This window comes from Pantoea sp. UYEF8 (genome assembly GCF_040546285.1).
Taxonomy (GTDB): Bacteria; Pseudomonadota; Gammaproteobacteria; order Enterobacterales; family Enterobacteriaceae; genus Pantoea; species Pantoea brenneri.
In genome coordinates this window covers 64,963-91,249 of the sequence record NZ_JBEPNM010000009.1, presented here as the reverse complement: position 1 = coordinate 91,249, position 26,287 = coordinate 64,963, and the positions used below count along the sequence as shown (strand labels likewise).

The 26,287-nt window shown below is 54.0% G+C and carries 22 protein-coding genes; 9 read left to right on the top strand and 13 right to left on the bottom strand.

The window, feature by feature from the left end; translation table 11 throughout:
• Window positions 1-81: 81 nt before the first annotated feature.
• The 3 genes from dxs to xseB are packed head-to-tail and all read right to left on the bottom strand — an operon-like array spanning window position 82 to window position 3,108.
• A complete protein-coding gene (gene dxs, locus ABIB18_RS16765; RefSeq protein WP_046288486.1) occupies window positions 82-1,947 on the bottom strand; it encodes a 1-deoxy-D-xylulose-5-phosphate synthase in 1,866 nt (621 codons plus the stop codon).
• Window positions 1,948-1,966: 19 nt separating this feature from the next.
• On the bottom strand, window positions 1,967-2,866 hold the full coding sequence (gene ispA / locus ABIB18_RS16760) for a (2E,6E)-farnesyl diphosphate synthase (protein WP_069727938.1): 900 nt from the start codon (window positions 2,864-2,866) through the stop codon (window positions 1,967-1,969).
• Window positions 2,866-3,108 carry an exodeoxyribonuclease VII small subunit gene (gene xseB, locus ABIB18_RS16755; RefSeq protein WP_031374685.1) on the bottom strand — a complete coding sequence of 81 codons (243 nt, stop codon included), beginning with the start codon at window positions 3,106-3,108 and terminating at the stop codon, window positions 2,866-2,868. The genes ispA and xseB overlap by 1 nt, the downstream gene beginning before the upstream one ends.
• A gap of 232 nt (window positions 3,109-3,340) precedes the next feature.
• Here xseB and thiI point away from each other — a divergent pair, with 232 nt between their 5' ends.
• Entirely contained in the window at window positions 3,341-4,789 is a 1,449-nt protein-coding gene (gene thiI, locus ABIB18_RS16750) for a tRNA uracil 4-sulfurtransferase ThiI (protein ID WP_031374684.1), read from the top strand.
• Window positions 4,790-4,855: 66 nt separating this feature from the next.
• Here thiI and yajL read toward each other — a convergent pair whose 3' ends face one another.
• Both yajL and panE read right to left on the bottom strand, forming a co-directional pair.
• Complete coding sequence (gene yajL / locus ABIB18_RS16745; protein WP_031374683.1) at window positions 4,856-5,452, bottom strand: protein deglycase YajL; 597 nt, start codon at window positions 5,450-5,452, stop codon at window positions 4,856-4,858.
• On the bottom strand, window positions 5,406-6,326 hold the full coding sequence (gene panE / locus ABIB18_RS16740) for a 2-dehydropantoate 2-reductase (protein WP_031374682.1): 921 nt from the start codon (window positions 6,324-6,326) through the stop codon (window positions 5,406-5,408). The genes yajL and panE overlap by 47 nt, the downstream gene beginning before the upstream one ends.
• 135 nt (window positions 6,327-6,461) lie before the next feature.
• Between panE and ABIB18_RS16735 the strand changes: the two genes are divergently transcribed.
• Entirely contained in the window at window positions 6,462-6,953 is a 492-nt protein-coding gene (locus ABIB18_RS16735) for a YajQ family cyclic di-GMP-binding protein (RefSeq protein ID WP_003852530.1), read from the top strand.
• Between the two features lie 697 nt (window positions 6,954-7,650).
• Here the strand turns inward: ABIB18_RS16735 and ABIB18_RS16730 are convergent.
• The 8 genes from ABIB18_RS16730 to ABIB18_RS16695 all read right to left on the bottom strand — a co-directional run bounded on the left by ABIB18_RS16730 (window position 7,651) and on the right by ABIB18_RS16695 (window position 16,478).
• Window positions 7,651-9,015: an MFS transporter gene (locus ABIB18_RS16730; RefSeq protein WP_031374681.1), complete on the bottom strand. Its 1,365-nt coding sequence runs from the start codon at window positions 9,013-9,015 to the stop codon at window positions 7,651-7,653.
• Window positions 9,016-9,147: 132 nt separating this feature from the next.
• A complete protein-coding gene (gene cyoE / locus ABIB18_RS16725; protein WP_046288485.1) occupies window positions 9,148-10,035 on the bottom strand; it encodes a heme o synthase in 888 nt (295 codons plus the stop codon).
• Window positions 10,036-10,048: 13 nt separating this feature from the next.
• Window positions 10,049-10,378, bottom strand: coding sequence for a cytochrome o ubiquinol oxidase subunit IV (locus ABIB18_RS16720; protein WP_008924889.1), 330 nt, complete (start codon window positions 10,376-10,378; stop codon window positions 10,049-10,051).
• Entirely contained in the window at window positions 10,378-10,995 is a 618-nt protein-coding gene (locus ABIB18_RS16715; RefSeq protein WP_013356987.1) for a cytochrome o ubiquinol oxidase subunit III, read from the bottom strand. The genes ABIB18_RS16720 and ABIB18_RS16715 overlap by 1 nt, the downstream gene beginning before the upstream one ends.
• Window positions 10,995-12,977, bottom strand: a complete 1,983-nt coding sequence (gene cyoB, locus ABIB18_RS16710; protein WP_089562051.1) for a cytochrome o ubiquinol oxidase subunit I — start codon at window positions 12,975-12,977, stop codon at window positions 10,995-10,997. Before cyoB ends, ABIB18_RS16715 begins: the two co-directional genes overlap by 1 nt.
• 4 nt (window positions 12,978-12,981) lie before the next feature.
• Window positions 12,982-13,908 (bottom strand): cytochrome o ubiquinol oxidase subunit II, encoded by a 927-nt coding sequence (gene cyoA, locus ABIB18_RS16705; RefSeq protein ID WP_031374679.1) that lies wholly within the window; start codon window positions 13,906-13,908, stop codon window positions 12,982-12,984.
• A 443-nt stretch (window positions 13,909-14,351) separates the two neighbouring features.
• The gene (gene ampG, locus ABIB18_RS16700; protein ID WP_069727941.1) at window positions 14,352-15,842 is read right to left on the bottom strand and encodes a muropeptide MFS transporter AmpG; all 1,491 of its coding nucleotides are present in this window, start codon (window positions 15,840-15,842) and stop codon (window positions 14,352-14,354) included.
• A 57-nt stretch (window positions 15,843-15,899) separates the two neighbouring features.
• A complete protein-coding gene (locus tag ABIB18_RS16695; protein WP_031374677.1) occupies window positions 15,900-16,478 on the bottom strand; it encodes a lipoprotein in 579 nt (192 codons plus the stop codon).
• 286 nt (window positions 16,479-16,764) lie between these two features.
• Between ABIB18_RS16695 and bolA the strand changes: the two genes are divergently transcribed.
• From bolA to ppiD, 7 genes are all read left to right on the top strand, one after another.
• On the top strand, window positions 16,765-17,079 hold the full coding sequence (gene bolA, locus ABIB18_RS16690) for a transcriptional regulator BolA (RefSeq protein WP_031374676.1): 315 nt from the start codon (window positions 16,765-16,767) through the stop codon (window positions 17,077-17,079).
• Between the two features lie 295 nt (window positions 17,080-17,374).
• A complete protein-coding gene (tig, locus tag ABIB18_RS16685; RefSeq protein ID WP_046288484.1) occupies window positions 17,375-18,679 on the top strand; it encodes a trigger factor in 1,305 nt (434 codons plus the stop codon).
• 334 nt (window positions 18,680-19,013) lie between these two features.
• Window positions 19,014-19,637, top strand: a complete 624-nt coding sequence (gene clpP, locus ABIB18_RS16680; protein ID WP_031374675.1) for an ATP-dependent Clp endopeptidase proteolytic subunit ClpP — start codon at window positions 19,014-19,016, stop codon at window positions 19,635-19,637.
• 134 nt (window positions 19,638-19,771) lie between these two features.
• The gene (clpX, locus tag ABIB18_RS16675) at window positions 19,772-21,043 is read left to right on the top strand and encodes an ATP-dependent protease ATP-binding subunit ClpX (protein WP_031374674.1); all 1,272 of its coding nucleotides are present in this window, start codon (window positions 19,772-19,774) and stop codon (window positions 21,041-21,043) included.
• 186 nt (window positions 21,044-21,229) lie between these two features.
• Window positions 21,230-23,584, top strand: a complete 2,355-nt coding sequence (gene lon / locus ABIB18_RS16670) for an endopeptidase La (RefSeq protein ID WP_031374673.1) — start codon at window positions 21,230-21,232, stop codon at window positions 23,582-23,584.
• A 215-nt stretch (window positions 23,585-23,799) separates the two neighbouring features.
• Window positions 23,800-24,072 carry a nucleoid-associated protein HU-beta gene (gene hupB, locus ABIB18_RS16665; protein ID WP_014606441.1) on the top strand — a complete coding sequence of 91 codons (273 nt, stop codon included), beginning with the start codon at window positions 23,800-23,802 and terminating at the stop codon, window positions 24,070-24,072.
• A gap of 247 nt (window positions 24,073-24,319) precedes the next feature.
• On the top strand, window positions 24,320-26,188 hold the full coding sequence (ppiD, locus tag ABIB18_RS16660; protein ID WP_031374672.1) for a peptidylprolyl isomerase: 1,869 nt from the start codon (window positions 24,320-24,322) through the stop codon (window positions 26,186-26,188).
• Window positions 26,189-26,287 lie beyond the last annotated feature (99 nt).

Here is a 26,287-nt window from a genome sequence, read left to right as displayed (position 1 = left end):
CGCGGCATAGCGCATGATTTTTAGCAGTGAATAAGCATAGCAGGGGCTGCGCTCCCCAAAGGGAAGCGCAGGGAAGGGAGGTTACTGTGCCAGCCAGGCGGCGATCTGTTGCTGAATGCCTTCGGCGTCCAGCAAATAGTCATGACGGATTTCGTCCTGCGTACCCTGCGGGATAAACTCGTCGGGCAGACCGATGTTCAGTACCGGAATGCGCAGACGTTTTGCCATCACCAGTTCGTTGACGCCGCTACCCGCGCCGCCTTTGATCGCGCCTTCTTCCAGCGTGATTAACGCCTCGTGACGGGTCGAAAGCTCAGCAATCAGCGCCTCATCCAGCGGCTTAACGAAGCGCATATCCACCAGCGTGGCATTGAGCGCTTCCGCCGCCGCAGCGGCCTCGGGTAACAGAGTACCGAAGTTAAGGATCGCCAGTTTTTCGCCCTGGCGCTTCACCACGCCTTTACCCAGCGGCAGACTTTGCAGCGGTGCCAGCGGCGTGCCGATGCCGGTGCCGCGCGGATAACGTACCGCACTCGGGCCATCCTGATAGTGGTAGCCGGTGTAGAGCATCTGCCGGCATTCGTTCTCATCACTTGGCGTCATGATCACCATATCCGGCACGCAGCGCAGATACGCCAGATCAAACGCGCCCTGATGGGTCTGGCCATCCGCGCCAACAATGCCGCCGCGATCGATAGCAAACAGGACCGGCAGTTTCTGGATAGCCACGTCATGGATCAGCTGATCGTAGGCGCGCTGCAGGAAGGTGGAGTAGATGGCGACGATCGGCTTGTAGCCGCCAATTGCCATCCCGGCCGCGAAGGTCACCGCATGCTGCTCGGCGATCGCCACATCAAAATACTGGTTGGGATATTCGCGAGAGAAGCCGACCATGCCGGAGCCTTCCCGCATCGCTGGGGTAATCGCCATCAGTTTCGGATCGTCGGCTGCCATCTCGCACAGCCAGTTGCCGAAGATTTTTGAGTAGCTCGGCAGGCCTTCTGCGCTTTTAGGCAGTTCACCGCTGGCGGGATCGAATTTTGGCACCGCATGCCAGGCGATCGGATCTTCTTCCGCCGGGGCGTAGCCTTTGCCTTTTTTGGTCATGATGTGCAGGAACTGCGGCCCTTTCAGGCTACGCATGTTGCTCAGGGTATTGACCAGCGTCAGCACGTCATGGCCGTCGACCGGACCAATATAGTTGAAGCCCAGCTCCTCAAACAGCGTACCCGGCACCACCATGCCTTTCAGATGCTCTTCGGTGCGGCGCACCAGCTCTTTAATCGGCGGCAGGCCAGTCAGCACCCGCTTACCGCCTTCGCGCAGGCGCGCATAGGTTTTGCCCGACAGGATCTGCGCCAGCCGGTTGTTTAACGCGCCGACGTTCTCTGAAATCGACATCTCGTTATCATTCAGGATCACCAGCATGTCAGGTTTGATATCGCCCGCGTGGTTCATCGCTTCAAACGCCATACCGGCGGTGATCGCGCCATCGCCGATAATACAGGCGGTGCGACGACCGAGGCCTTCACGCTCTGCCGCCGCCGCCATGCCGAGACCGGCGCTGATCGAGGTCGATGAGTGGCCAACGCTCAGTACGTCATATTCGCTTTCGCCGCGCCACGGAAACGGATGCACGCCATTTTTCTGGCGAATGGTGCCGATGCGATCGCGACGACCGGTCAGAATTTTATGCGGATAAGCCTGATGGCCGACATCCCACACCAGATGATCGAACGGGGTGTTATAGACATAATGAAGCGCAACCGTCAGTTCGACCACGCCCAAACCCGATGCAAAGTGGCCACTTGAGCGACTCACACTGTCTAACAGGTACTGACGCAGTTCATCACAGAGCGCCGGCAGCTTCTCTTTCGGCAGGGCGCGCAGCTCCTGAACCGTATTTGCCAGCGCCAGTGTCGGGTATTTCGCAATATCAAAACTCATCAGAGACTCATTATGGAAGTTATTTGTCGCGTTCAATTATGAAGCTCGCCAGCGCCTGCAATGCTGTGGTGTTATAAGATTGCGCTGCGAGAATTTCTAATGCATCAAGGGCTTCCTGATACAAATCCCGCGCTTTGGCACGGGCCTGTTCTAATCCTAACAGTGAAGGATAGGTGCTTTTACCGAGATGCTGGTCGGCACCCTGACGTTTTCCGATAACCGCGGTATCGCCCACCACATCCAGAATATCGTCCTGCACCTGAAAGGCGAGCCCGATAGCATCAGCATAGCGGTCAAGTGCCGGTAATGCTGCACGACCTGCTTCGCCCGCCGCCAGCGCACCCAGCCGCACCGCAGCCCGAATCAGTGCGCCGGTTTTATGGCGATGAATCTGCTCCAGCTGCACCAGATCGACCGACTGACCTTCTGCCGCCAGATCCAGCGCCTGGCCGCCACACATGCCTGCCACGCCGCTGGCCCGCGCCAGTTCTGACAGCATCATCAGCCGATACTCCGCGTTGACGCCGGGCATCGGCTCATCCGTCAGAATCGAGAAGGCCAGCGTCTGTAATGCATCGCCAGCCAGTATCGCGGTATCTTCGCCATATTTAATGTGGCAGGTCGGCTGCCCGCGACGCAGTGCGTCGTCGTCCATTGCAGGGAGATCGTCATGAATCAGGGAGTACGCGTGGATGCATTCAACCGCCGCAGCGGGCGCATCCAGACTCGCCGGGTCGGCATGGAGCATTTCGCCGGTGGCATAAACCAGAAAAGGGCGCAGACGTTTACCGCCTAATAATGCCCCATAATGCATGGCATTAACCAGAGGAGAACTCTGAAAAGGGAGTGGCTCTATAAAGCGCGTCAACGCGGCATTCACCTGCTGGTGATACCCGTTGAGCATCTGGGCAAAATCCATTAGTCGTTTTCCGGGGTAAAAGAGGTGAGGTCGGCATCTTTATCATCGCTCAGCAAAATGCGCACACGCTGTTCAGCCTGTTGCAACGTTTGCTGACCGGTACGCGCCAGCTGCACGCCCCGTTCAAACTCATTCAACGCCTCTTCCAACGGCAGTTCACCACTTTCCAGACGGCTGACTATCTGTTCCAGCTGCTGCAATGACGTTTCAAAGCTGGCTGGCTGTTCGGCTTTTTTCGGCATATTTCGGGTCGACTCACGGTTGGGACATTATCCTGCAATCGGTCATGGTAGCTGAGACCAAATGATTAGCAAAATAATCAATGCGGCGGCTGTTGAAGAAGCAGTCACCTGACAAAGGTGATATACTCCTGCGCCTCGGATGCGGTTGCGCCATGCAGCCCGCAATTTTGTGATTTTACCAGCTAAGTGCTGCCTGTTTTAGCACTTATTTGCCCAACGAAGCTGTGTCGCCATGAAGTTTATCATCAAGTTATTTCCTGAAATCACCATCAAGAGTCCGTCGGTGCGTTTGCGCTTTATTAAGATTCTTGCCAGCAATATCCGCAATGTCCTGAAGACGGTCAGTGATGAGATCGCGGTAGTGCGTTACTGGGATCACATTGAAGTGCGTTCGAAAAATCCGGCGCTCGGGGAAATTATTCCTGATGAGCTGACGCGCATTCCAGGGATCCATCACGTTCTGGCGGTTGAAGATCGTGAGTACACCGATATTCATCACATCTTTGAACAGACCTTAGCCCAGTATCGCGACAGCCTGGAAGGAAAAAGCTTCTGCGTCCGCGTTAAACGTCGTGGTAAGCATAGCTTCAGTTCGCAGGACGTGGAACGTTATGTCGGCGGCGGGCTGAACCAGCACATCGAGAGCGCCCGGGTACAGCTTAAAAATCCGGACGTGACGGTGAACCTTGAAGTGGAAGAGAACCGTCTGACGCTGGTGACAGCGCGTTACGAAGGGCTGGGCGGATTCCCGATCGGTACCCAGGAAGATGTGCTGTCGCTGATATCCGGCGGCTTCGACTCCGGCGTCTCCAGCTACATGCTGCTGCGTCGCGGTAGTCGTGTGCACTACTGCTTCTTTAATCTGGGTGGCGCAGCGCATGAAATTGGCGTCCGTCAGGTCGCGCACTATCTGTGGAATCGCTTCGGCCGTTCGCACCGCGTTCGCTTCGTGGCGATTAACTTCGAGCCTGTAGTAGGTGAAATCCTCGAAAAAGTGGATGACGGCCAGATGGGCGTGGTGCTGAAACGCATGATGGTGCGTGCCGCGTCGATGATTGCTGAGCGCTACGGCGTACAGGCGCTGGTGACCGGTGAAGCGGTCGGCCAGGTTTCCAGCCAGACGCTGACTAACCTGCGCCTGATTGATAACGCCTCGGACACCCTGATTCTGCGTCCGCTGATCTCGCATGATAAAGAACACATCATCAAGATAGCGCGTGAAATCGGCACCGAAGATTTTGCCAGCACTATGCCGGAATATTGCGGCGTGATCTCAAAAAGCCCGACGGTGAAAGCGGTTAAGGCGAAGATTGAGGCAGAAGAGCAGAATTTCGACTTCGATATCCTCAATCGGGTAGTGGAAGAAGCGACCAACGTCGATATCCGGACCATCGCCGAACAGACCGAAGAAGAGGTGGTGGAAGTCGAAACCGTGGCCTCGCTGGGCGATAATGATATCGTGCTGGATATCCGGGCGATCGACGAGCAGGAAGAGAATCCATTAAAGCTCAACGCCACCGAAGTGAAATCGCTGCCGTTTTATAAACTCAGCAGCCAGTTTGGCGATCTCGACCAGAACCGTACCTGGTTGCTTTACTGCGATCGCGGCGTGATGAGTCGTCTGCAGGCTCTTTACCTGCACGAGCAGGGCTATAAGAACGTCAAAGTTTACCGTCCATAGTCGATCTACGCCGGTAACACGGCCAGTCGGGACCAGCACGGTCCTGACTGGCCGCCTTCAATCTTATCAGGCCTGATAATCGTAAATGCCCGGTGCCAGCACCAGCTGTGCGGCCACCTCGCGCGCTTTCTCTTTTCCCACCAGCAGATCGATCAGCTTCAGGGCAAAATCCATTGCCGTGCCGGGACCCTGACTGGTCAGCAGTTTCACCCGCGGATCCCAGACCACCCGTCGTTCCATCCATTTCTCTTCAGGTATCGTCTGTTTCAATCCGGGAAAGCCCGTCATGTTGCCGACCGGGAACAGGTCGTGCGGTACCAGTACCGTACCGGCCGCGGCACAGATGGCCGCCACGATTTTGTCGTTGAGGTGATACTGGCGCACCGTTTCAACCAGCAGCGGACTGTCACGAAACGTCTCGGCACCTTTCAGTCCGCCGGGCAACACAATCGCGGCATAATCGTTGTCGGCTACTTCAACCAGCGGGGCATCGGCCAGCAAACGCACGCCGCGCGAGCAGCGGATTTCAAGGCTGCCATCACTCTCAACGCTGGCGGTAACCACCTTTAATCCACCCCGCACCAGCAGATCGATGGTGGTGACGGCTTCGGTCTCTTCACTGCCATGTGCCAGGCAAACCAGTACCGATGCGTTCGCGGACATAATAGGACTCCTTACGTTTAACAATGTCGTACAGCCGGCTGTTTTCCGTCAGCACCAGGCCGTGAGTTCGGGCGCGGCGCAGCAGAAAGCCGCTGATATAATCAATTTCGGTCAGGCGCTGGGCGCGAACGTCCTGCAGCATCGAAGAGGTATTGGCCGCGGTGCTTTCAATTACATCGAAAATAATATCCTGCAGGCTTTCGCTGGCGACGTTCTGACCTTCACGCTCCATCACCCAACTGATCTCATCGCACAGCCGCGCGATCTGATCGGCATAGGCGCGTAAGGCACCGTTCTGGCAATCATATTCCACCGTCATCGGATTGATGACGCAGTTGACCGCCAGCTTACGCCAGCAGGCGGCGCGGATATTGTCGTGCCAGGCGACGTCGGGCAGGGCATGATGCAGGATGTCGGCGATATCGCTGTAAGCGGCGCTTTTACGGTTGCCCGGCCCGATGTGAGTGATACCGCTGGCGATGTGTTTGATTACCGTCCCGTCGCGCATTGCCGCATGGGTAGTAACACCGCGCAGCAGCGGCTGGGTCAGCCCTTTTAGCTCCTCCAGCGTACCCATACCGTTATGCAGCAGCAGCACCGGGCAGTTTTCCGCCAGCACGCTTTCCAGGTTTTTAACCGCAGGCGAGACCTGCGGCGCTTTCAGTGTCACCAGCAGTAACTGGCTCTCAGCCAGAAACAGCGGATCGTTAGCTATAAAGGTGCGGTTTGAAATGTTGCCTTGCGGATCGATGACATTGGCTGAGCAATAGGGCTGTGGTACCCGCAACCAACCCTGAACCTCGTGTCCCTGGCGAGCCAGCGCTGTGAGCCACACCTGACCCAGAGCACCGCAACCTAACACGGTAATTTTCATACTGCCTCCCGCTGGCGGGCTATCTATTTATTCTTCACTGTCACAGAACAAGTATAGCGTTGTGTGCAGCCTGATTTTATTTAGCACCGTAAGACGCGTATTATGCATGTCACTTTAGCGTCAGGAGAAGAAGAGATGCCATCTTTCGATATCGTTTCAGAAGTCGATCTGCAGGAAATTCGCAATGCGGTGGAAAATGCCAACCGTGAAGTGTCTACCCGCTTTGATTTCCGCAACGTGAGCGCCGAATTTGAGCTCAACGAAAAGAATGAAACCATCAAAATCACCAGCGAGTCCGATTTTCAGGTCAAACAGCTGGTCGATATTTTGCGTGAGAAACTGCTGAAGCGCGGAATTGAAGGCGGTGCCTTAGAGGTGCCGGAAGAGATTGAGCACAGCGGTAAAAGCTGGGCAGTCGATGCCAAACTGAAAAAAGGCATTGAAAGCGACGTGGCGAAAAAGCTGGTGAAGCTGATCAAAGACAGCAAGCTGAAAGTGCAGACCCAGATTCAGGGTGAAGCGTTACGCGTTACCGGCAAAGCGCGTGATGACTTGCAGGGTGCTATGGCGATTGTGCGCGGCAGCAACCTTGGACAGCCGTTCCAGTTTAAAAACTTCCGCGACTAAGCGGGGGGGCAGGCTGGGTTTCCTCAGCCTGAATGCAGTGATAAAAACCCGGCAAAGGCCGGGTTTTTTGTTATCTGGCAGGAGCAGCCCTGCATCGATCTGAATTTGTTAGCCGTCTGAATAGCGGAGTCAGAGACATCGGTGGGATCGCACGCTGGCTTGCATCTCTTTGAACAAGTCAAACGTCTGGAGCGGGTTGGGAGCTTGAGGGCGTTTGTAAGATCGCGGGCTGGCTCAGGGAACCTGTGCCTTTCGCAAAGACGCAATAGCGCTATCCATGACGGCTCAGCGCGGGCGATTACGCACCTTATCCCTGAGGTGCGCCCGTAGCCGGGCCAACGCGTTGCGTTGTTCAAAAACGCTCCCGGCGTTTTTGTCCCTGGCCCGCGATGCTTTGCTACAGGCACAGGCATCCATCGCCCTGGATTTATGAGTCGTCTGTAAGAAGGCTTGTGCCGGGTTTAAGATTAAGCACCAAATCAAATTCGGGGGGATTCAGCAGCAACGTAAAAGCTAAAGGGGCGCAGAGAACACGGGCAGAAGAGGAAAGTGTCCCGCGCCAGGGACGGCGCGGGCCGAGCGTGCCATGGATGGCGGCTTTTGCGACTTTCCGATCTGACCATGTTCCCTGAGCCAGTTCGATCCCACAGCGAAACGGGCTAATCGGTCAGATTTAACCGACAGAACCCATTTTAAACTAGCAACTGCCTAACAGAGCTTCCAGCTCAGGACGGCTGGTAACCTTGCTATCAATTTTGATGTAGGCGCTTTTCTCTTCCGGCACGATAAAGACCGAGTTAACGCCCGGCTGCGCTTTCAGACGCTGTTCCAGGTTGGGCGCTGCCAGTGCCGCATCGCTCAGCACCAGCCGCAGGCTGCTGACATACGGCGGCTCCTGCATCGTCATACTGACAAACAGCCAGGCGGCGGCGACTATAGCACCGACCAGGAATACCGTTTGCGCATCGAAGTGACCAAAAACCCAGCCACCCATGCTGCCGCCCACCGCCACGCCGAGGAACTGGCTGGTGGAGTAGAGGCCCATCGCCGTGCCTTTATAACCGGCAGGGGACTCTTTACTCACCAGCGACGGCAGAATCGCTTCCATCAGATTGAAGGCGAAGAAGAACAGCTGCACGCCGACGACCAGCGTCCAGAAGTGGCCCGCCGCGCCCCACAGCACAATTTCTGCCACCACGATCATCCCGACGCAGCCGACAAATACCCGCTTCATACGACGCTTCACTTCGGCGTAGATGATAAACGGCACCACGCCAGCAAACGCGATCAGCATCGTGGCGAGATAGACTTTCCAGTGCTCAGGTGCCGGGAAGCCCGCCTGTTCAAACTGGCCGGGCAGGGCGACAAAGCTCGACATCAACAGGACGTGCAGGCAGAAAATACCGATATTCAGCTTAACCAGTCGGGAGTTGGCCAGCACTTTACGGAAGCTGCCTTTCACCATCCCGGATTCGCGGTTCAGCACGTGGTGTGAGGCGGACGGCACCACCAGCAGGGTAATCACGATGCCGAGCGACGCCAGGATCGCAATCATCCAGAACAGCGCATGCAGACCCAGCGCGTGGGTGACGATGGGACCGACCACCATTGCAATCGCAAAGGTAATGCCGAAACTGATGCCGATAAAGGCCATCGCTTTGGTGCGGTTCTGTTCGCGCGTCAGATCCGACAGCAGCGCCATCACGGCGGCGGCAATGGCACCGGACCCCTGTAAGGCGCGGCCCAGAATAATTCCCCAGATCGATTCGGTGCAGGCCGCGATCACGCTGCCCAGCACAAACAGCAGCAGTCCGCCGACGATCAGCGGCTTACGACCAATACGATCGGAAAGCAGACCAAAAGGAATCTGAAATATCGCCTGAGCAAGGCCGTAAATACCAATGGCCAGGCCGATTAAGGTTTCACTCGCGCCCTGTAACGCCATGCCATACGTGGTCAATACCGGCAGGACCATGAACATTCCCAACATGCGCAGGGAAAAGACCGTACCGAGGCCCCATGTGGCGCGCAGCTCCACCGGAGTCATTTTATTATCGTTCATTCCAACCTCTGTTAATGTGCTGCGTTTATTCTAGGGGGCGGGGCAGGGCGGGTAAAATAATAGTTTTTAAGCAGTGGTAACAAAAAGAAAGGGCGCGAAAATCGCGCCCTTATCATGCTGTTGCGGTATCGGTTACCAGACGTAGGTCAGCAGGTCTTTCGAGGCCGGAGCCATCGAATCTACCGACATCATCACGCTGAGAGCGGTGATGGCGACGATGGAGAAGACGAACAGCTTACGTGCCCAGACCCGATCGTTAGCGGTCTTGTAGCCCGATAACGCCATGCCTAGCCACCAGACGCTGACGGCAGCAGCCACCACCAGATATTTGTAGCCGGCGTATCCGCCCAGCGTCAGCATCAGCGTGGCAATCATAAACGCCAGAATGTAGAGCGTAATATGATTCTTCGCTACCGAGATGCCTTTCACCACCGGCAGAACCGGGATGTTCGCTGCCTGGTAATCTTTAAAACGGAAGATGGCAATCGCGTACGAATGCGGCATCTGCCACAGGCTAAAGATCGCCAGCAGGATTAACGCGCCTGCATCAAACTCGTTGGAGACCGCACAATAACCGATCACCGGTGGCGCGGCACCAGACAGACTACCGATCAGCGTTCCGTAGACTGAATTACGCTTCATATAGAGGCTGTAAACGCCGACGTACACCACGAAGCCCATCACCGCCAGCCACATGGCCAGCGGGTTAGCGCCGAAATAGAGCAACGCAAAGCCAGCAATACCCAATACAGTGGCATAAACCAGGCTTACTTTCGCGGAGATGAGGCCTTTTACCAGCACCCGATTCCTGGTTCTCTCCATTTTGATGTCGATGTCGCGGTCAATCACGTTGTTGAAGACACAACCTGATGCGACTACCAGTGACACGCCAACCAGTGCGGTGAGAAACAGGGCGTAATCAATGCTGCCTTTAGAGGCCAGCAGAAATCCGCCGATCACAGAAATTAAATTCCCGAAAATAATTCCTGGTTTTGTAACTTGCAGGTATTGCTTAAACATTACGCGCGACTCTTTAGTGAGGCATCATGTTGTAGTTGAGGTTCCACATGATCCACAGTGAGCCTACTACGACAATCAGGATGATAATTGCCGAGAAGACAATGGCCACCATGTTCCAGCCACCCTCAGACTTGCTGTCTAAATGCAGGAAGTAGACCAGGTGCACCAGCACCTGAATCACTGCACAGACCAGCACAACACCGAGAATGGTACCGTGAGATGCACTGCCATCCATTACCATCCAGAACGGGATTGCCGTCAGGATGATAGAGAGGATGAAGCCGATCATGTAAGACTTCACGCTACCGTGAGAAGCGCCATGTTCGTTAACAGAATGACTCATTACATGGCTCCCATCAGGTAAACAACGGTGAAGACGCAAATCCAGACCACGTCCAGGAAGTGCCAGAACAGGCTCAGACACATGATACGAGTACGGTTAGTGGCATTCAGGCCGCGTTTAGACACCTGGAACATCAGTACCAGCATCCAAATCAGACCGGAGGTCACGTGCAGACCGTGGGTACCGACCAGCGTAAAGAAGCCAGACAGGAAGCCACTGCGATCCGGACCGAAGCCTTCAGCAATCAGGTGATGGAATTCATAGATTTCCATGCCGATGAAGCCCAGACCAAACAGGAAGGTCAGCGCCAGCCAGCCGATAACGGCACCTTTTTGCTCCTTGTTCATCGAGATAACAGCCATGCCGTAAGTGATCGAACTCAACAGCAGCAGGGCGGTTTCTACCAGAACAAACGGCAGTTCAAAGATATCTTTACCTGCCGGGCCACCGGCAGTGTTGTTGACCATAACTGCATAGGTCGCAAACAGGGTTGCGAAGATAATGCAGTCACTCATCAGGTAGATCCAGAAGCCAAAGACTTTATTGGCTCCTGCATCGTGATGCCCATGCTCCGCATGGGCGTCGTGGTGATGCTTAATCAGAGTTTCAGTTGACATTATTTCAGACCTGCTTTGCTGATTTCGTCAAAGTGCTGCTTCTCAATCTTCTCAACTTCGGCAACCGGTACGTAGTAATCCACGTCTTCGTCGAAGCTCTTCACAATCCAGGTAACGATCATGCCGAGGAATGAGAGGCCAGCCAGCCACCAGATATGCCAGATCAGCGCGAAGCCCATAACCGTGGCGAATGCACAGATGATCAGTGCAGCACCGCTGTTTTTCGGCATATGAATTTCTTCATATTTTTCCGGCTGTTTGTACGCTTCGCCTTTCTCTTTCATTTCCCAGAAAGCGTCACGCTCATGGACATGCGGGATGACAGCAAAGTTGTAGAACGGTGGTGGTGAAGAGGTTGCCCACTCCAGCGTACGGCCGCCCCACGGGTCACCGGTCACATCGCGGTTCTGGTCACGGTCACGTACCGAAACGTAGAACATGGTCAGCTGACACAGGATACCCATTGCAATCAGACCCGCACCGACCGCAGCAACCACCAGTAAGGAGTGGAACTGTGGATCGATATCCTGGCTCAGACGACGGGTCATACCCATGAAGCCCAGTGCGTACAGCGGCATAAAGGCAACGAAGAAGCCAATGATCCAGAACCAGAATGCGCGCTTACCCCAGGTTTCGTTCAGGGTGAAGCCAAAGGCTTTCGGGAACCAGTAGGTCACGCCCGCCATACAACCGAACACCACACCACCGATGATCACGTTATGGAAGTGTGCAATCAGGAACAGGCTGTTGTGCAGAATGAAGTCAGCGCCCGGAACGGCCAGCAGTACGCCGGTCATACCCCCTACGGAGAAGGTTACCAGGAAGCCAACGGTCCACAGCATGGCAGAGTGCATCTGAATGCGGCCCTGATACATAGTGAACAGCCAGTTAAAGATTTTAACCCCGGTCGGAATCGCGATGATCATCGTCATGATACCGAAGAAGGCGTTAACGTTGGCTCCCGCACCCATGGTGAAGAAGTGGTGCAGCCAGACGATGAACGACAGCACGGTAATGGCGATGGTCGCCCACACCAGCGAGGTGTAACCAAACAGACGTTTTTTGGAGAAGGTCGCCGTAATTTCTGCGAACACACCAAACACCGGCAGAACCAGAATGTAAACTTCCGGATGACCCCAGACCCAGATCAGGTTGACGTACATCATCATGTTCCCGCCCATTTCATTGGTGAAGAAATGGAAGCCGAGATAACGATCAAGGGTCAACAGTGCCAGCGTAACGGTAAGAACCGGGAACGCAGCGATGATCAGGACGTTGGTGCAGAGCGCGGTCCAGGTAAATACCGGCATTTTGAACAGGCTCATGCCCGGTGCGCGCATCTTCAGAATGGTCACGAAGAAGTTAATACCGGTTAAGGTCGTACCAATACCGGAAAGCTGGAGACTCCAGATCCAGTAATCGACCCCGACGCCGGGACTGTACTCCGCGCCGGAGAGCGGCGGATATGCCAGCCAGCCGGTCTGTGCGAACTCGCCCACACCCAGCGACAGGTTAACCAGGATCACACCGACCGCAGTAAACCAGAAGCTCAGGTTGTTCAGGAACGGGAACGCCACGTCGCGTGCGCCAATCTGCAGCGGTACGGCGATGTTCATCAGGCCAACCACGAACGGCATCGCCACGAAGAAGATCATAATCACGCCATGCGCGGTAAAGATCTGGTCGTAGTGGTGCGGTGGTAATATGCCCGCTTCCCCGGCCGAAGCCAGTACCTGTTGGGTACGCATCATGATCGCATCAGCAAAGCCACGCAGCAGCATGACAAAGGCCATGATGATATACATGATACCCAGTTTTTTGTGGTCAACAGACGTTAGCCATTCTGACCACAGATATTGCCATTTACCAAAATAGGTGATGGCAGCAATGACCGCCAGACCACCTAAGATGATACCGGCGACCGTAACCATGATAATCGGCTCATGGTACGGCACTGCATCCAGTGTTAATTTTCCGAACATCGTATTATTCCTCGGCTCCCGCGGAAGCGGCGTGACTCATGTCCATACCTTCGTGCTCAGGCATGTCCATTTTCCCGTGGCTCATCTTGAACTTGTTAATGACTTGCAAGAACAGTTTCGGATCAGCTGAAGAGAAATATTCCACCGGATGATTTTCGCTTGGCACAGCCACTTTCTCGAAATCTTCCATAGTGTTCAGCGTGTTAGGGGCTGCTTTAACTTTAGCCACCCACTGCTGGAATTCCGCATCGTCTTTGGTTGCAATGGCTTTGAACTTCATGCCAGAGAAACCGCGACCACTGAAGTTCGCAGAGATACCGTCGAAAGTCCCTGGCTCATTCGCAATCAGATGCAGCTTGGTCTGCATACCAGCCATTGCATAAATCTGGCTGCCGAGTGTCGGGATGAAGAAAGAGTTCATGACGGAGTTGGACGTGATTTTGAAGTTCACTGGCGTATTTGCCGGGAAGGCAATCTGGTTGACGGTCGCAATACCCTGTTCCGGGTAAATGAACAACCATTTCCAGTCCAGTGCAACCACATCGATTTCAACCGGTTTCACATCGGATTGCAGCGGTTTGCTGGGCTCCAGTGCGTGGGTTGATTTCCAGGTCAGCACGCTGAGGAAGAGAATGATCAGGATCGGAATGGTCCAGACCACGGCTTCCACTTTGTTAGAGTGTGACCAGTTCGGGCTGTACTTCGCATTCGTGTTGGACGCCCGATATTTCCAGGCAAACACCACGGCCATCAAGACTGCGGGAATCACGACGATCAACATCAGGCCAAAGGCAGTCAGTATCAGCGAACGTTGCTCCAGTGCAATCTGTCCTTTGGGATTTAACAATGCACTATCGCAGCCACTCATTAATAAAGTGCCTGCAATTAATGACAAAATCCCCAAACTTTTATTGTATTTACTGAGTCTCATTTAACGACCTCAATGACAAAGGGCTCTATTGTCGTTTAAGTGTGCGCGCATTTTACGGGAAGGTTTATGCAGTGTAAACCAGCTTAAGGATGTGTCAGAGGCGTGTTGACACCTTTTGCTAAGGGTGTCACAGATGTTGCTTCAGGTGACAAATTATTAACGCAGACAAGCAGTTGGGGCCAATATAACAAAAACCAATGGAAGTAACCGCTAAAAAATCAGGGAAAGGAATAACCCTTACTTTTATCTCCAGATTATTTAACAAATTCGCATCATTTGATCGATGAAATTTAACCAAACTAATTGCTCACCGGTTTTTAGTATTTCAGAGGATCCTATTTTCGCAAGAATGTTTTTTTTAAAAATAACACGCGATGATAAAACCAGCTGCCCGCCGCGCTTCGGTAAAACAATAAGCAATCAGCGGTGAAACATTGATTCTGCTAATGACTGGTGGCAGGCGATGCGCCGCTGTTTTTCAGCGCCCGGTAGTCCAGCACCACACCAGACAGCACCGCCAGCAAGGTCAGCGCCATCCCGATTTCAAACAGCCGCGGCAGCCACAGCGTCAGCGTCAGCACGCCGAGCGCGTCGATCGCCAGCGCCAGCAACCACAGTGCCAGCAGGCTGCATCCGGCAGCAAACAGACGATTGGTCCAGCGATAACCCTGCGGGTAGCAGCTGCGGACCAGGAAAGTGCCGCTTTGCTGTACCTGATCCAGCGTCTGGCGGCAGAACGCCAGCAGCAGCAAGCCCGGCAGACCGGCGACTACGGTAAAGGCATAGAACGTCGGCCATCCCCACAGCTCAACCAGCCAGCCAGCTGCCGGACCGACATAGACCCGGCCAACGGCGGAGAGCGCCGACAGCAGCGCAAACTGGGTGGCGGAAAAGGATTTGTTACACAGCGTCATGAGCAGCGCCACAAATGCCGCTGTCCCCATGCCGCCGCACAGATTTTCAACAAATACCGCGCTCGCCATGCTCCACAACTGCTTGTCGGTTACCGCCAGCAGCCAGTAGCCAAAATTCGATATCGCCTGCAGCAGGCCAAAAATCATCAACGCCCGGAACAGGCTCAGGCGCTGCATCAGCACCCCGCCATATAACGCACCGATAATCGTCGCCAGCAGGCCAAGCGTTTTGTTGACCAGTCCGACGTCACCGGCATTGAAGCCCACGCCACGAATCAGGAAGGTGGTCGTCAGCGAGGCAGCAAACGCATCGCCCAGCTTATAAAGGATGATCAGGGTGATCAGCAGCCAAGCATTGTTGCGCTGGAAAAAATCTTTTAACGGATCGACCACCGCCTGACGCAGCGTATGTGGCGTGGTGATGTGAGTGTCCGGTTCGCTGGCCAGCAGGGTGGCGATAATGCCGGGCACCAGCATCAGCGCCATCAGCCAGTAGGTCGCCTGCCAGCCCAGATAGCGATCGGCCAGCCACAGCGCGAGTCCGCCCGAAATCAACATCGCCAGCCGGTAGCCCAGCACGGTGATTGCCGCACCGCTACCGCGCTCTTCCGGCGGCAGGATGTCAGTTTTCCAGGCGTCAAAAACGATATCCTGCGAAGCAGAGCAGAAGGCGATCACGACCGCCAGTGCGGCCATCAGGGTCAGATCCCGGCTGGGTTGCAGAAAACCCATCGCCACAATGCCGCCAATCAGCGCCAGCTGACTGAGCAGTAACCAGCCGCGACGCCGTCCGAGAAACGGCGGAGTATAGCGGTCCATCATGGGCGACCAGAGAAACTTAAACACGTAAGCCTGACCCACCAGCGAAAAAAAGCCGATGGTTTTCAGGTCAACATTTTCTACCGTCATCCACGCCTGCAGCGTCCCGGCAGTCAGCGCGAGCGGCAGCCCGGAAGCAAAACCGAGTAACAGTAATACGGCGGCGTTTTTTTGACTGAAGAGACGAAGATAGTGGTTCATGCTGACCCTGAATGTAGCGATGTGCCCGGCACAGAGCCGGGCAGGCGTGAAGCGGAATTAACGGGCGTTTTGCTTGATGAAGTCATTGACGCTGGTGTCCTGCGCCATATCAGCGATGACATCGCTCATGGTGGAGTTCACTGCGTTAGTAATCTTCTGGTTACTGGCGCTGAACGCACCTTCTACGCTGTAGGTCTGGCGGTAGTTTTTAACCTGCTTGTTGCCGTTTTTGGCGGTGGCGATGATCGAGATATCCGCTTTGGTGGTGATGCTGTAGCGCACATTGCCCTGCGTCACGTCGGCATACAGATTGTTCACCACAATCTGCAAATCAACTGCGCCATTCGGACCCACCATATAACCGCGTGCGGTCATTTGCTTCTCCAGCACTTCCTGCAGCAGGAAACGCAGATCGCGCGATGGCGTCAGGGTCACTAACTGACCATCACGGTTCACTTTCGCCAGCGCCTGATCGCTACGCTGATCGGCACCGTTAATGCTGACGGTAACGCCCATCAGGCCGGGATCCTGCTGCGGCAACTGAATTTTTGGCTGGATAGTGAGGGTATTATTGCTGGTTGCACAGCCGGCCAAAATGAACGCAGCCAGCAGCGGGAATAACAGTTTTTTCAACATACTTTTTCTCGTTGGTGTCGGGGGTTGGTTTGCAAAAACTGCCGCCATCATAGCATTGCCCGGCAGTGAAAAAAGCCCCGTCAAAGTGGAAAATGCGTATCAGGCGGATTTTAGATTGGATCGTTCAGCGCCGGGTTTGCTGATGCTTTCCTCTGCGTTATCATGCGCGCCGACGAAGCGCGGGCCGCAAATCGAATATTTACCGTCCGGCTACGGGAAAGCGCGATAAAAGCGACTAATATTGAAAGAGATGGGGCACAGCGCTCGCCATTGAGGAGTAATACCCATGATTCGCGAACAAATAGAAGAAAAGCTGCGCCTGGCTTTTGAGCCGGCTCATCTGGAAGTGCATGACGAAAGTTATCGACACAATGTTCCTGCCGGGTCTGAGAGCCATTTCAAAGTGGTCATTGTCAGTGATTGCTTTGCGGGCCAACGTTTCCTGGCGCGTCATCGCTCCATCTACGGTGAACTCGCGGCCGAATTAGCCGGCAGCGTGCACGCCTTAGCACTTCATACCTATACCCTGAAAGAGTGGGAAGGACTGCAGGATACGGTGCTGGCGTCGCCGAACTGTCGCGGTGCCGGAACGCTCGCCTGATCACCCCTCACGAAAACGGCCTGCGGGCCGTTTTTTTTTGCTTATTTAGCCAGAAACGCGATCTCCGGCTCAAAAAAGCAGCAAAGCTGCTGAAAAGTGGTGAGTTAGCGTCCTCGACTCATTCCGGCGATGTCGCTATAATGCTGCGTCTATTTTTCCGGAATGTCTTCGGGACGCTTCTGGTAACAGGGATCAGGTTCTCTTCACGGAAGCCGTCCCGGTTGTTGGATACGGCGCATTTCACTATGTGTGGTGTCTGAAGTTGACCGAGCACGTGATTTTTTGAGGTAACAAGATGCAAGTTTCTGTAGAAACCACTCAGGGCCTGGGCCGTCGCATTACGATTACTGTCGCTGCTGACAGCATCGAAAGCGCTGTAAAAAAAGAACTGGTTGACGTTGCCAGGAAAGTCCGTATCGATGGTTTCCGTAAAGGCAAAGTGCCGATGAACATCGTTGCGCAGCGTTACGGCGCTTCTGTCCGTCAGGACGTGCTGGGCGATCTGATGACGCGTAACTTCGTTGACGCCATCATCAAAGAGAAGATCAATCCGGCTGGCGCACCAAACTATGTGCCGGGCGAATATAAAGAAGGTCAGGATTTCACCTACTCGGTTGAATTCGAAGTTTATCCAGAAGTTGAGCTGAAAGGCCTGGAAAACATCGAAGTCGAAAAACCACTGGTTGAAGTGACTGATGCTGATGTTGACACCATGCTGGACACCCTGCGTAAGCAGCAGGCTAACTGGATCGAAAGCGATGCAGCAGCCGGTCCGGAAGATCGTGCCACTATCGATTTCAACGGTTCTGTTGACGGTGAAGAATTCGAAGGCGGAAAAGCCTCTGATTTCGTACTGGCAATGGGCCAGGGCCGCATGATCCCAGGCTTTGAAGAAGGCGTTGTGGGTCACAAAGCGGGCGAGACTTTCACTATCGACGTGAAATTCCCGGACGACTACCACGCGGAAAACCTGAAAGGCAAAGACGCGAAGTTCGAGATCGTGCTGAAGAAAGTTGAGACGCGCGAACTGCCAGAACTGACCGAAGAGTTCATCAAGCGTTTCGGCGTTGAAGATGGTTCCGTTGCCGGTCTGCGTGCTGAAGTGCGTAAGAACATGGATCGTGAGCTGAAAGGTGCAATCCGTAACCGCGTGAAAACGCAGGCGATTGATGGCCTGGTCGCGGCGAACGACATCGACGTGCCCGCCGCTCTGATCGACAGCGAAATCGACGTTCTGCGTCGCCAGGCTGCACAGCGTTTCGGTGGCAACGAGCAGCAAGCGCTGGAACTGCCACGCGAACTGTTTGAAGAGCAGGCGAAACGCCGTGTGGTAGTTGGCCTGCTGCTGGGCGAAGTGATTCGTACCCACGAGCTGAAAGCTGACGAAGCCCGCGTTAACGCGCTGATTGAAGAGATGGCGTCTGCGTATGAAGATCCGCAGGAAGTGATCGAGTTCTACAGCAAGAATAACGAGCTGATGAACAACATGCGCAACGTCGCACTGGAAGAGCAAGCGGTTGAAGCGGTTCTGGCGAAAGCCAAAGTGACCGAGAAAGAGACCAACTTCCAGGATCTGATGAATCAGACCGCACAGGCCTGATCACCGATTTAACCGTCTGTGCTAAGCCCGTGACTGAAAAGTCGCGGGCTTTTTTGTGTTTCGCGTTTGAGCGCACACTCTTTGACGCTATTTGCCTAATTATTCGGCAAATTATTCACGCATCGCTTTTTCCGGGTTAGCGATTGAAGAAAAGGTTGTTATGCTTGAAACAACTGGGCAGCATCCCCAGATACAGGGAGTATGCAAGAAAACAGTTATGCTGACTGATTAGCCGTCCTGAGGTGTCGGAAACAGGCTGAGCGTGGTTTTTTCCGCTCGTCTTACGTAGAATCGGTACAGAATGTTGCCAATGAAATTTATCCAGGAGACGGTAATGTCATACAGTGGCGATCGTGAATATACTGCACCGCACAATGCGCTGGTGCCAATGGTGGTCGAACAAACTTCGCGCGGTGAGCGTTCTTACGACATTTACTCCCGTCTGCTCAAAGAGCGCGTCATCTTTCTGACCGGCCAGGTTGAAGATCACATGGCCAATCTGATCGTGGCGCAGATGCTGTTTCTGGAAGCAGAGAACCCGGAAAAAGATATCTATCTCTACATCAACTCGCCAGGCGGGGTGATTACCGCCGGGATGTCGATCTACGACACCATGAAATTTATCAAACCAGATGTCAGCACCATCTGTATGGGACAGGCCTGCTCTATGGGTGCCTTCCTGCTGACTGCGGGCACCAAAGGTAAGCGTTTCTGCCTGCCAAATTCCCGCGTGATGATCCACCAGCCACTGGGTGGCTACCAGGGTCAGGCGTCAGACATTGAAATCCATGCGCGTGAAATCCTGAAAGTTAAGCAGCGTATGAACGAACTGATGGCTGAGCATACCGGTAAAACGCTGGAAGAAATTGAGCGTGATACCGAGCGTGACCGTTTCCTCTCGGCGAGTGAAGCGGTAGAGTATGGATTAGTCGATTCAATTCTGACGCATCGAGAATAAGACCCGACTTACCCTTGTCCTTACGCTATAGTTAACGGGATAAGGGTACCAGTTTGGGTTGAATGAATTTCGGCCGTCTCCGCACGGCCAGCGCCGTACGCCGGTATGGCCTGAGAACAAGAAGAGGTTAACTGATGACAGATAAGCGCAAAGACGGTTCAGGAAAGTTGCTGTACTGCTCTTTTTGCGGCAAAAGCCAGCATGAAGTGCGAAAGCTGATTGCCGGGCCGTCAGTGTATATCTGCGATGAGTGTGTTGATCTGTGTAACGACATCATTCGCGAAGAGATTAAAGAAGTTGCCCCGCATCGCGAACGTAGCGCGCTGCCTACACCGCATGAAATTCGCCATCACCTCGATGATTATGTAATCGGCCAGGAAAAGGCGAAGAAAGTGCTGGCTGTGGCGGTGTATAACCACTACAAACGCCTGCGTAACGGCGATACCAGCAATGGCATCGAACTGGGCAAAAGTAACATTCTGCTGATTGGCCCGACCGGTAGCGGTAAAACGCTGCTGGCAGAAACACTGGCACGCTTGCTGGATGTGCCGTTCACCATGGCTGACGCCACCACGCTGACCGAAGCGGGTTACGTGGGTGAAGATGTGGAAAACATCATTCAGAAACTGCTGCAGAAGTGCGACTACGACGTGCAGAAAGCGCAGCGCGGCATCGTTTATATTGATGAAATCGACAAAATCTCACGTAAGTCTGATAACCCGTCGATTACCCGTGACGTTTCAGGCGAAGGCGTGCAGCAGGCATTACTGAAGCTGATTGAAGGCACCGTGGCTGCCGTTCCACCGCAGGGTGGACGTAAGCATCCGCAGCAGGAATTCTTGCAGGTTGATACCTCTAAGATTCTGTTTATCTGCGGCGGCGCATTTGCCGGACTGGATAAAGTGATTGCCCAGCGTGTGGAGACCGGATCGGGTATCGGTTTCGGCGCCACCGTAAAAGGCAAATCGCAGAAAGCCACCGAAGGCGAACTGCTTTCACAGTGTGAACCGGAAGATTTGATCAAATTTGGTCTGATCCCCGAATTCATTGGTCGTCTGCCGGTAGTCGCTACCCTGAGCGAACTGAGTGAAGAAGCGCTGATACAGATTCTGCGTGAACCGAAAAACGCCCTGACCAAGCAGTACCAGGCGCTGTTTAACCTGGAAGGCGTTGAGCTGGAATTCCGTGACGAGGCGTTAACCGCTATCGCGAAAAAAGCGATGTCACGCAAAACCGGCGCACGTGGTTTACGTTCAATCGTCGAAGGGGCGTTGCTGGAAACGATGTACGACCTGCCGTCGATGGACGATGTCGAAAAAGTGGTGATTGATGAATCAGTTATTGAAGGCCAGTCTGAGCCGATGCTGATTTACGGTAAGCACGAAGCGCAGGCTTCTGGCGAATAAATAAACAGATCATCCAGGTTGTCATCTTAAAAAAGGGGAAAATGTTTCCCCTTTTGCTTTTCTCGCCTCTGTGACGTTGAATGTCGGACGATCATCCCCATATACTCAGATACCTGTGGGTTTAACTGCATACCTGCCTGATGCGGTTCCCATCACCTGGCGGACATTAAACTAAGAGAGAGCTCTATGAATCCTGAGCGTTCTGAACGCATTGAAATCCCCGTGTTGCCGCTGCGCGACGTGGTGGTTTATCCGCACATGGTAATTCCGTTGTTTGTTGGCCGGGAAAAATCAATTCGGTGCCTCGAAGCCGCAATGGATCATGATAAGAAGATCATGCTGGTCGCACAGAAAGAGGCTTCAACGGATGAACCTGGCATTAACGATCTCTTCTCGGTAGGGACCGTTGCATCTGTATTGCAAATGCTGAAACTGCCGGACGGTACGGTTAAAGTGCTGGTCGAAGGTTTGCAGCGCGCCCACATCACCACGCTGGCGGATAACGGTGATCATTTTGTGGCCGAGGCTGAATATCTGGTGTCGCCAGAGATTGAAGAGCGCGAGCAGGAAGTGCTGGTGCGCACCGCAATCAATCAGTTTGAAGGCTACATCAAACTTAATAAAAAGATCCCGCCTGAGGTTTTAACCTCGCTGAACAACATTGACGATGCGGCCCGTCTGGCTGACACCGTCGCTGCACATATGCCGTTGAAACTGGCAGACAAACAGTCTGTGCTGGAGATGTCCGACGTTAACGAACGTCTGGAATATCTGATGGCGATGATGGAGTCTGAAATCGATCTGCTGCAGGTTGAGAAGCGTATTCGCAACCGCGTTAAAAAGCAGATGGAGAAGAGCCAGCGTGAGTACTATCTGAATGAGCAGATGAAGGCGATTCAGAAAGAGCTGGGCGAGATGGACGATGCGCCTGACGAGTACGAAGCGTTAAAACGCAAAATCGACGCGGCCAAAATGCCGGAAGAGGCGCGTGAAAAAGCCGAAGCTGAGCTGCAGAAGCTGAAAATGATGTCTCCGATGTCAGCGGAAGCGACCGTGGTACGTGGCTACATCGACTGGATGGTGCAGGTTCCATGGAACGCGCGCAGCAAAGTCAAAAAAGATCTGCGTAAAGCCCAGGAGACGCTGGATATCGACCATTACGGCCTTGAGCGCGTGAAGGATCGTATCCTTGAGTATCTTGCGGTGCAGAGTCGCGTCAGCAAAATCAAAGGCCCGATCCTCTGCCTGGTCGGACCGCCAGGGGTAGGTAAAACCTCCCTCGGTCAGTCGATCGCGAAAGCGACCGGACGTAAATATGTACGTATGGCGCTGGGCGGCGTACGTGACGAAGCCGAGATCCGTGGTCACCGTCGTACCTATATCGGTTCGATGCCGGGCAAGCTGATCCAGAAAATGGCTAAAGTCGGGGTTAAAAACCCGCTGTTCCTGCTGGATGAGATTGACAAAATGTCGTCCGACATGCGCGGCGATCCGGCTTCAGCATTGCTGGAAGTGCTTGATCCAGAACAAAACATTGCGTTCAACGATCACTATCTGGAAGTCGATTATGACCTGTCAGATGTGATGTTCGTGGCGACCTCGAACTCCATGAACATTCCGGCACCGCTGCTGGACCGTATGGAAGTGATTCGTCTGTCGGGTTACACCGAGGATGAAAAACTGAACATCGCCAAACAGCATCTGTTGCCGAAACAGATTGAGCGTAACGCGCTGAAAGCCAATGAGATCACGGTCGAAGACAGTGCGATTGTCGGCATTATCCGTTACTACACGCGTGAAGCCGGGGTGCGTAGCCTTGAGCGTGAGCTGTCGAAATTGTGCCGTAAAGCGGTCAAGTCGCTGCTGATGGACAAGACGAAAAAGCACATCACTATCAATGGTGAAAACCTGAAGGATTTCCTCGGGGTGCAACGCTTCGACTACGGTCGTGCTGACAGTGAAAACCGCGTGGGCCAGGTAACCGGTCTGGCGTGGACCGAAGTGGGTGGCGATCTGCTGACGATTGAAACCGCCTGCGTACCGGGTAAAGGCAAGCTGACCTATACCGGTTCACTGGGTGAGGTGATGCAGGAGTCAATTCAGGCCGCCTTAACCGTGGTGCGTGCGCGTGCCGAGAAGCTGGGCATCAACGGCGACTTCTACGAGAAACGTGATATCCACGTTCACGTTCCGGAAGGGGCAACGCCGAAAGATGGTCCAAGCGCCGGTATTGCGATGTGTACGGCGCTGGTCTCCTGCCTGACCGGTAACCCGGTCCGTGCTGATGTCGCCATGACCGGTGAAATCACCCTGCGCGGACAGGTACTGCCGATTGGCGGACTGAAAGAGAAGCTGCTGGCAGCCCACCGCGGTGGCATTAAAACGGTGCTGATCCCGGACGACAACAAACGCGATCTGGAAGAGATTCCACAGAACGTGATTGCCGATCTCGACATCCATCCGGTCAAACGCATCGAAGAAGTGCTGAATCTGGCACTGGAAAATGCGCCGTACGGTATGCAGGTTGCGACCGCAAAATAGTGATTAACGGCATAAACCGTTAAAAAGCGAAGCTGGCAAGGCAATTGGCGCTTGCCAGCTTTTTTTTGTGCCGCTAATTTAGGTGGCTGCCGACGCGGTGTTCTCAGAGAAATTCCGTTGTTTCGGCTCCACAGGCTTGATATAACTTGCTGCGCGTGCGTATCCGGCGGGAAGCGCGGGTACGATGTGAAATAATAAAAGAGGGGATGAAGAGAGTGAATAAGTCACAGTTGATCGACAAAATTGCTGCGGATGCTGATATTTCTAAAGCAGCAGCGGGACGTGTTTTAGATGCATTCATGGGTTCTGTTTCTGACGCGCTGAAAGGCGGCGACGAAGTGGCGCTGGTCGGTTTCGGCACTTTCTCCGTGCGCGAGCGTGCTGCACGCACTGGCCGCAACCCACAAACCGGCAAAGAGATTACAATTCCGGCCGGTAAAGTACCGGGCTTCCGTGCTGGTAAAGCATTGAAAGACGCAGTCAATTAATAACAACGAAAACGTTCATTGACGTATTTTCTTCAGTGGATCAGAGGACGGTTAACGCGTTCTCATGTAACATACGGGCACATCAATCAGATGTGCCTTTTTTGTTTTAACCGGCGATAATCAGGCCATAATATGGACCGGAGCCGGCTTGAGGCTGACAGCGAAGTCTGCAGCTGCGTGATGCGTCAGGATACGGCGTATTGCGCCCGAGCTTTACATTCACACTACAGCGGAGTGTTGTCATACCATGATGGACAATTTACGCGCGGCGTCGAACCATGTCGTGCTCAAGATTATTTTGGGGTTGATTATCCTCTCCTTTGTGCTGACCGGCGTTGGCAACTATCTGATTGGCGGCAACAACGATTATGCGGCCAAAGTTAACGGTCAGGAAATCAGCCGGGCACAGCTGGAACAGGCGTTCAACAGCGAGCGCAGCCGTCAGCAGCAGATGCTGGGCGATCAATTTTCTCAGCTGGCCAGTAACGATGGCTACATGCAGCAGATCCGCCAGCAGGCGCTGTCGCAGTTAATCGATCAGGCCCTGCTCGACAGCTACATCAAAGACTTACATCTCAGCATCAGTGACGATCAGGTTAAGCAGGCGATTTTTAATCAGCAGGCTTTCCAGACCAACGGCAAATTTGATAATGCCAAATATCTTGGTCTGATCGGCAACATGGGCTTTTCTGCCGACCAGTATGCTGAAGCGCTGCGTAAGCAGCTCTCTAATCAGCAACTGATCAATGCGGTGGCAAACACCGACTTCATGCTTAAGGGCGAAACCAGCAAACTGGTGGAGCTGGTTTCACAACAGCGTGTTATTCGTCAGGCGACCCTCGACGTCAATGCTCTGGCGGCTAAGCAGACCGTGTCTGATGACGAGATAAATCAGTATTACCAGCAGCATAAAACCAGCTTCATGGCGCCGGAGCAGTTCCGTGTCAGCTACATCCTGATGGATGCAGCCAGCATGCAACAGGATGCCAGCGAGGCCGATATTCAGGCCTGGTACGACCAGCATAAAGCTGATTACACCCAGCCGCAGCGTAATCGCTACAGTGTTATTCAGACCAAAACGGAAGCGGACGCTAATGCGTTGCTGACCCAGCTGAAAGGCGGTGCCAGCTTCACCGAACTGGCAAAAAGCAAATCCATCGACCCGATCTCTGCGCGTAAGGGCGGGGATATGGGCTGGCTGGAACCTGCGACCACGCCAGATGAGCTGAAAAATGCCGGTCTGACCGAAAAAGGCCAGATGTCCGGGGTGATTAAATCCTCGGTCGGTTTCCTGATTGTGCGTCTCGACGATATCCAGCCAGAGCAGGTTAAGCCGCTGGATGAAGTTCGTGATGCCATTGCGGCGAAAGTGAAGCAGGAGAAGGGCGTCGATGCCTTCTATAAACTGCAGCAGAAAGTCAGCGAAGCGGCCAGCAACGATAACGAATCGCTGGCGGGTGCCGAGCAGGCTTCCGGCCTGAAAGCCAAAGAAACCGGCTGGTTCAGCCAGGATGCGCTGCCGAAGGAACTCGACTTTGACGCGGTGAAACAGGCGATCTTTAACGGTGGACTGGTCGGGCAGAATGGTGCACCGGGCAATAACTCTGACATCATCAGCGTCGACGGTGACCGGGCCTTTGTGCTGCGCGTCAGCGAGCATAAGCCGGAAGCAGTGAAGCCGCTGGATCAGGTTAAAACTCAGATTGCTGACACCCTGAAACACGATAAAGCTACCCAACAGGCGAAATCGCAGGCTGACAAGCTGCTGGCCGACCTTAAAGCCGGTAAACAGGATGCGTTAACCGCCGCAGGTCTGACCCTGAGCGCCAGTAAAACGGTCGATCGTAATGCCCAGGACCCGGTTGCACAGGCGGCTTTCAATCTGCCACAGCCGGCGGAGAATAAACCGTCGTGGGGCGTGAGCGAAGATATGCAGGGTAATGTGGTGCTGGTGGCGGTGGATAAAGTCACTACCGGCAGCATGCCACAGGCGCAGATCGATGAAATGGTCAAAGGCGTGACGCAGAATAATGCCCAGCTGGCGTTTGAAGCCCTGCTGCAAAATCTGCGCAAAGAGGCAAAAATTAAGTACGGCGCAGCCGCACAAATGCAGTAAGCCTCGCAGAACCGGCGTAACAAATGAAATAATCAAAGGCCGCATTCGCGGCCTTTTCCATATCTGCAATCTGGCTTTTGAAGCCATCCGGCGGGGATG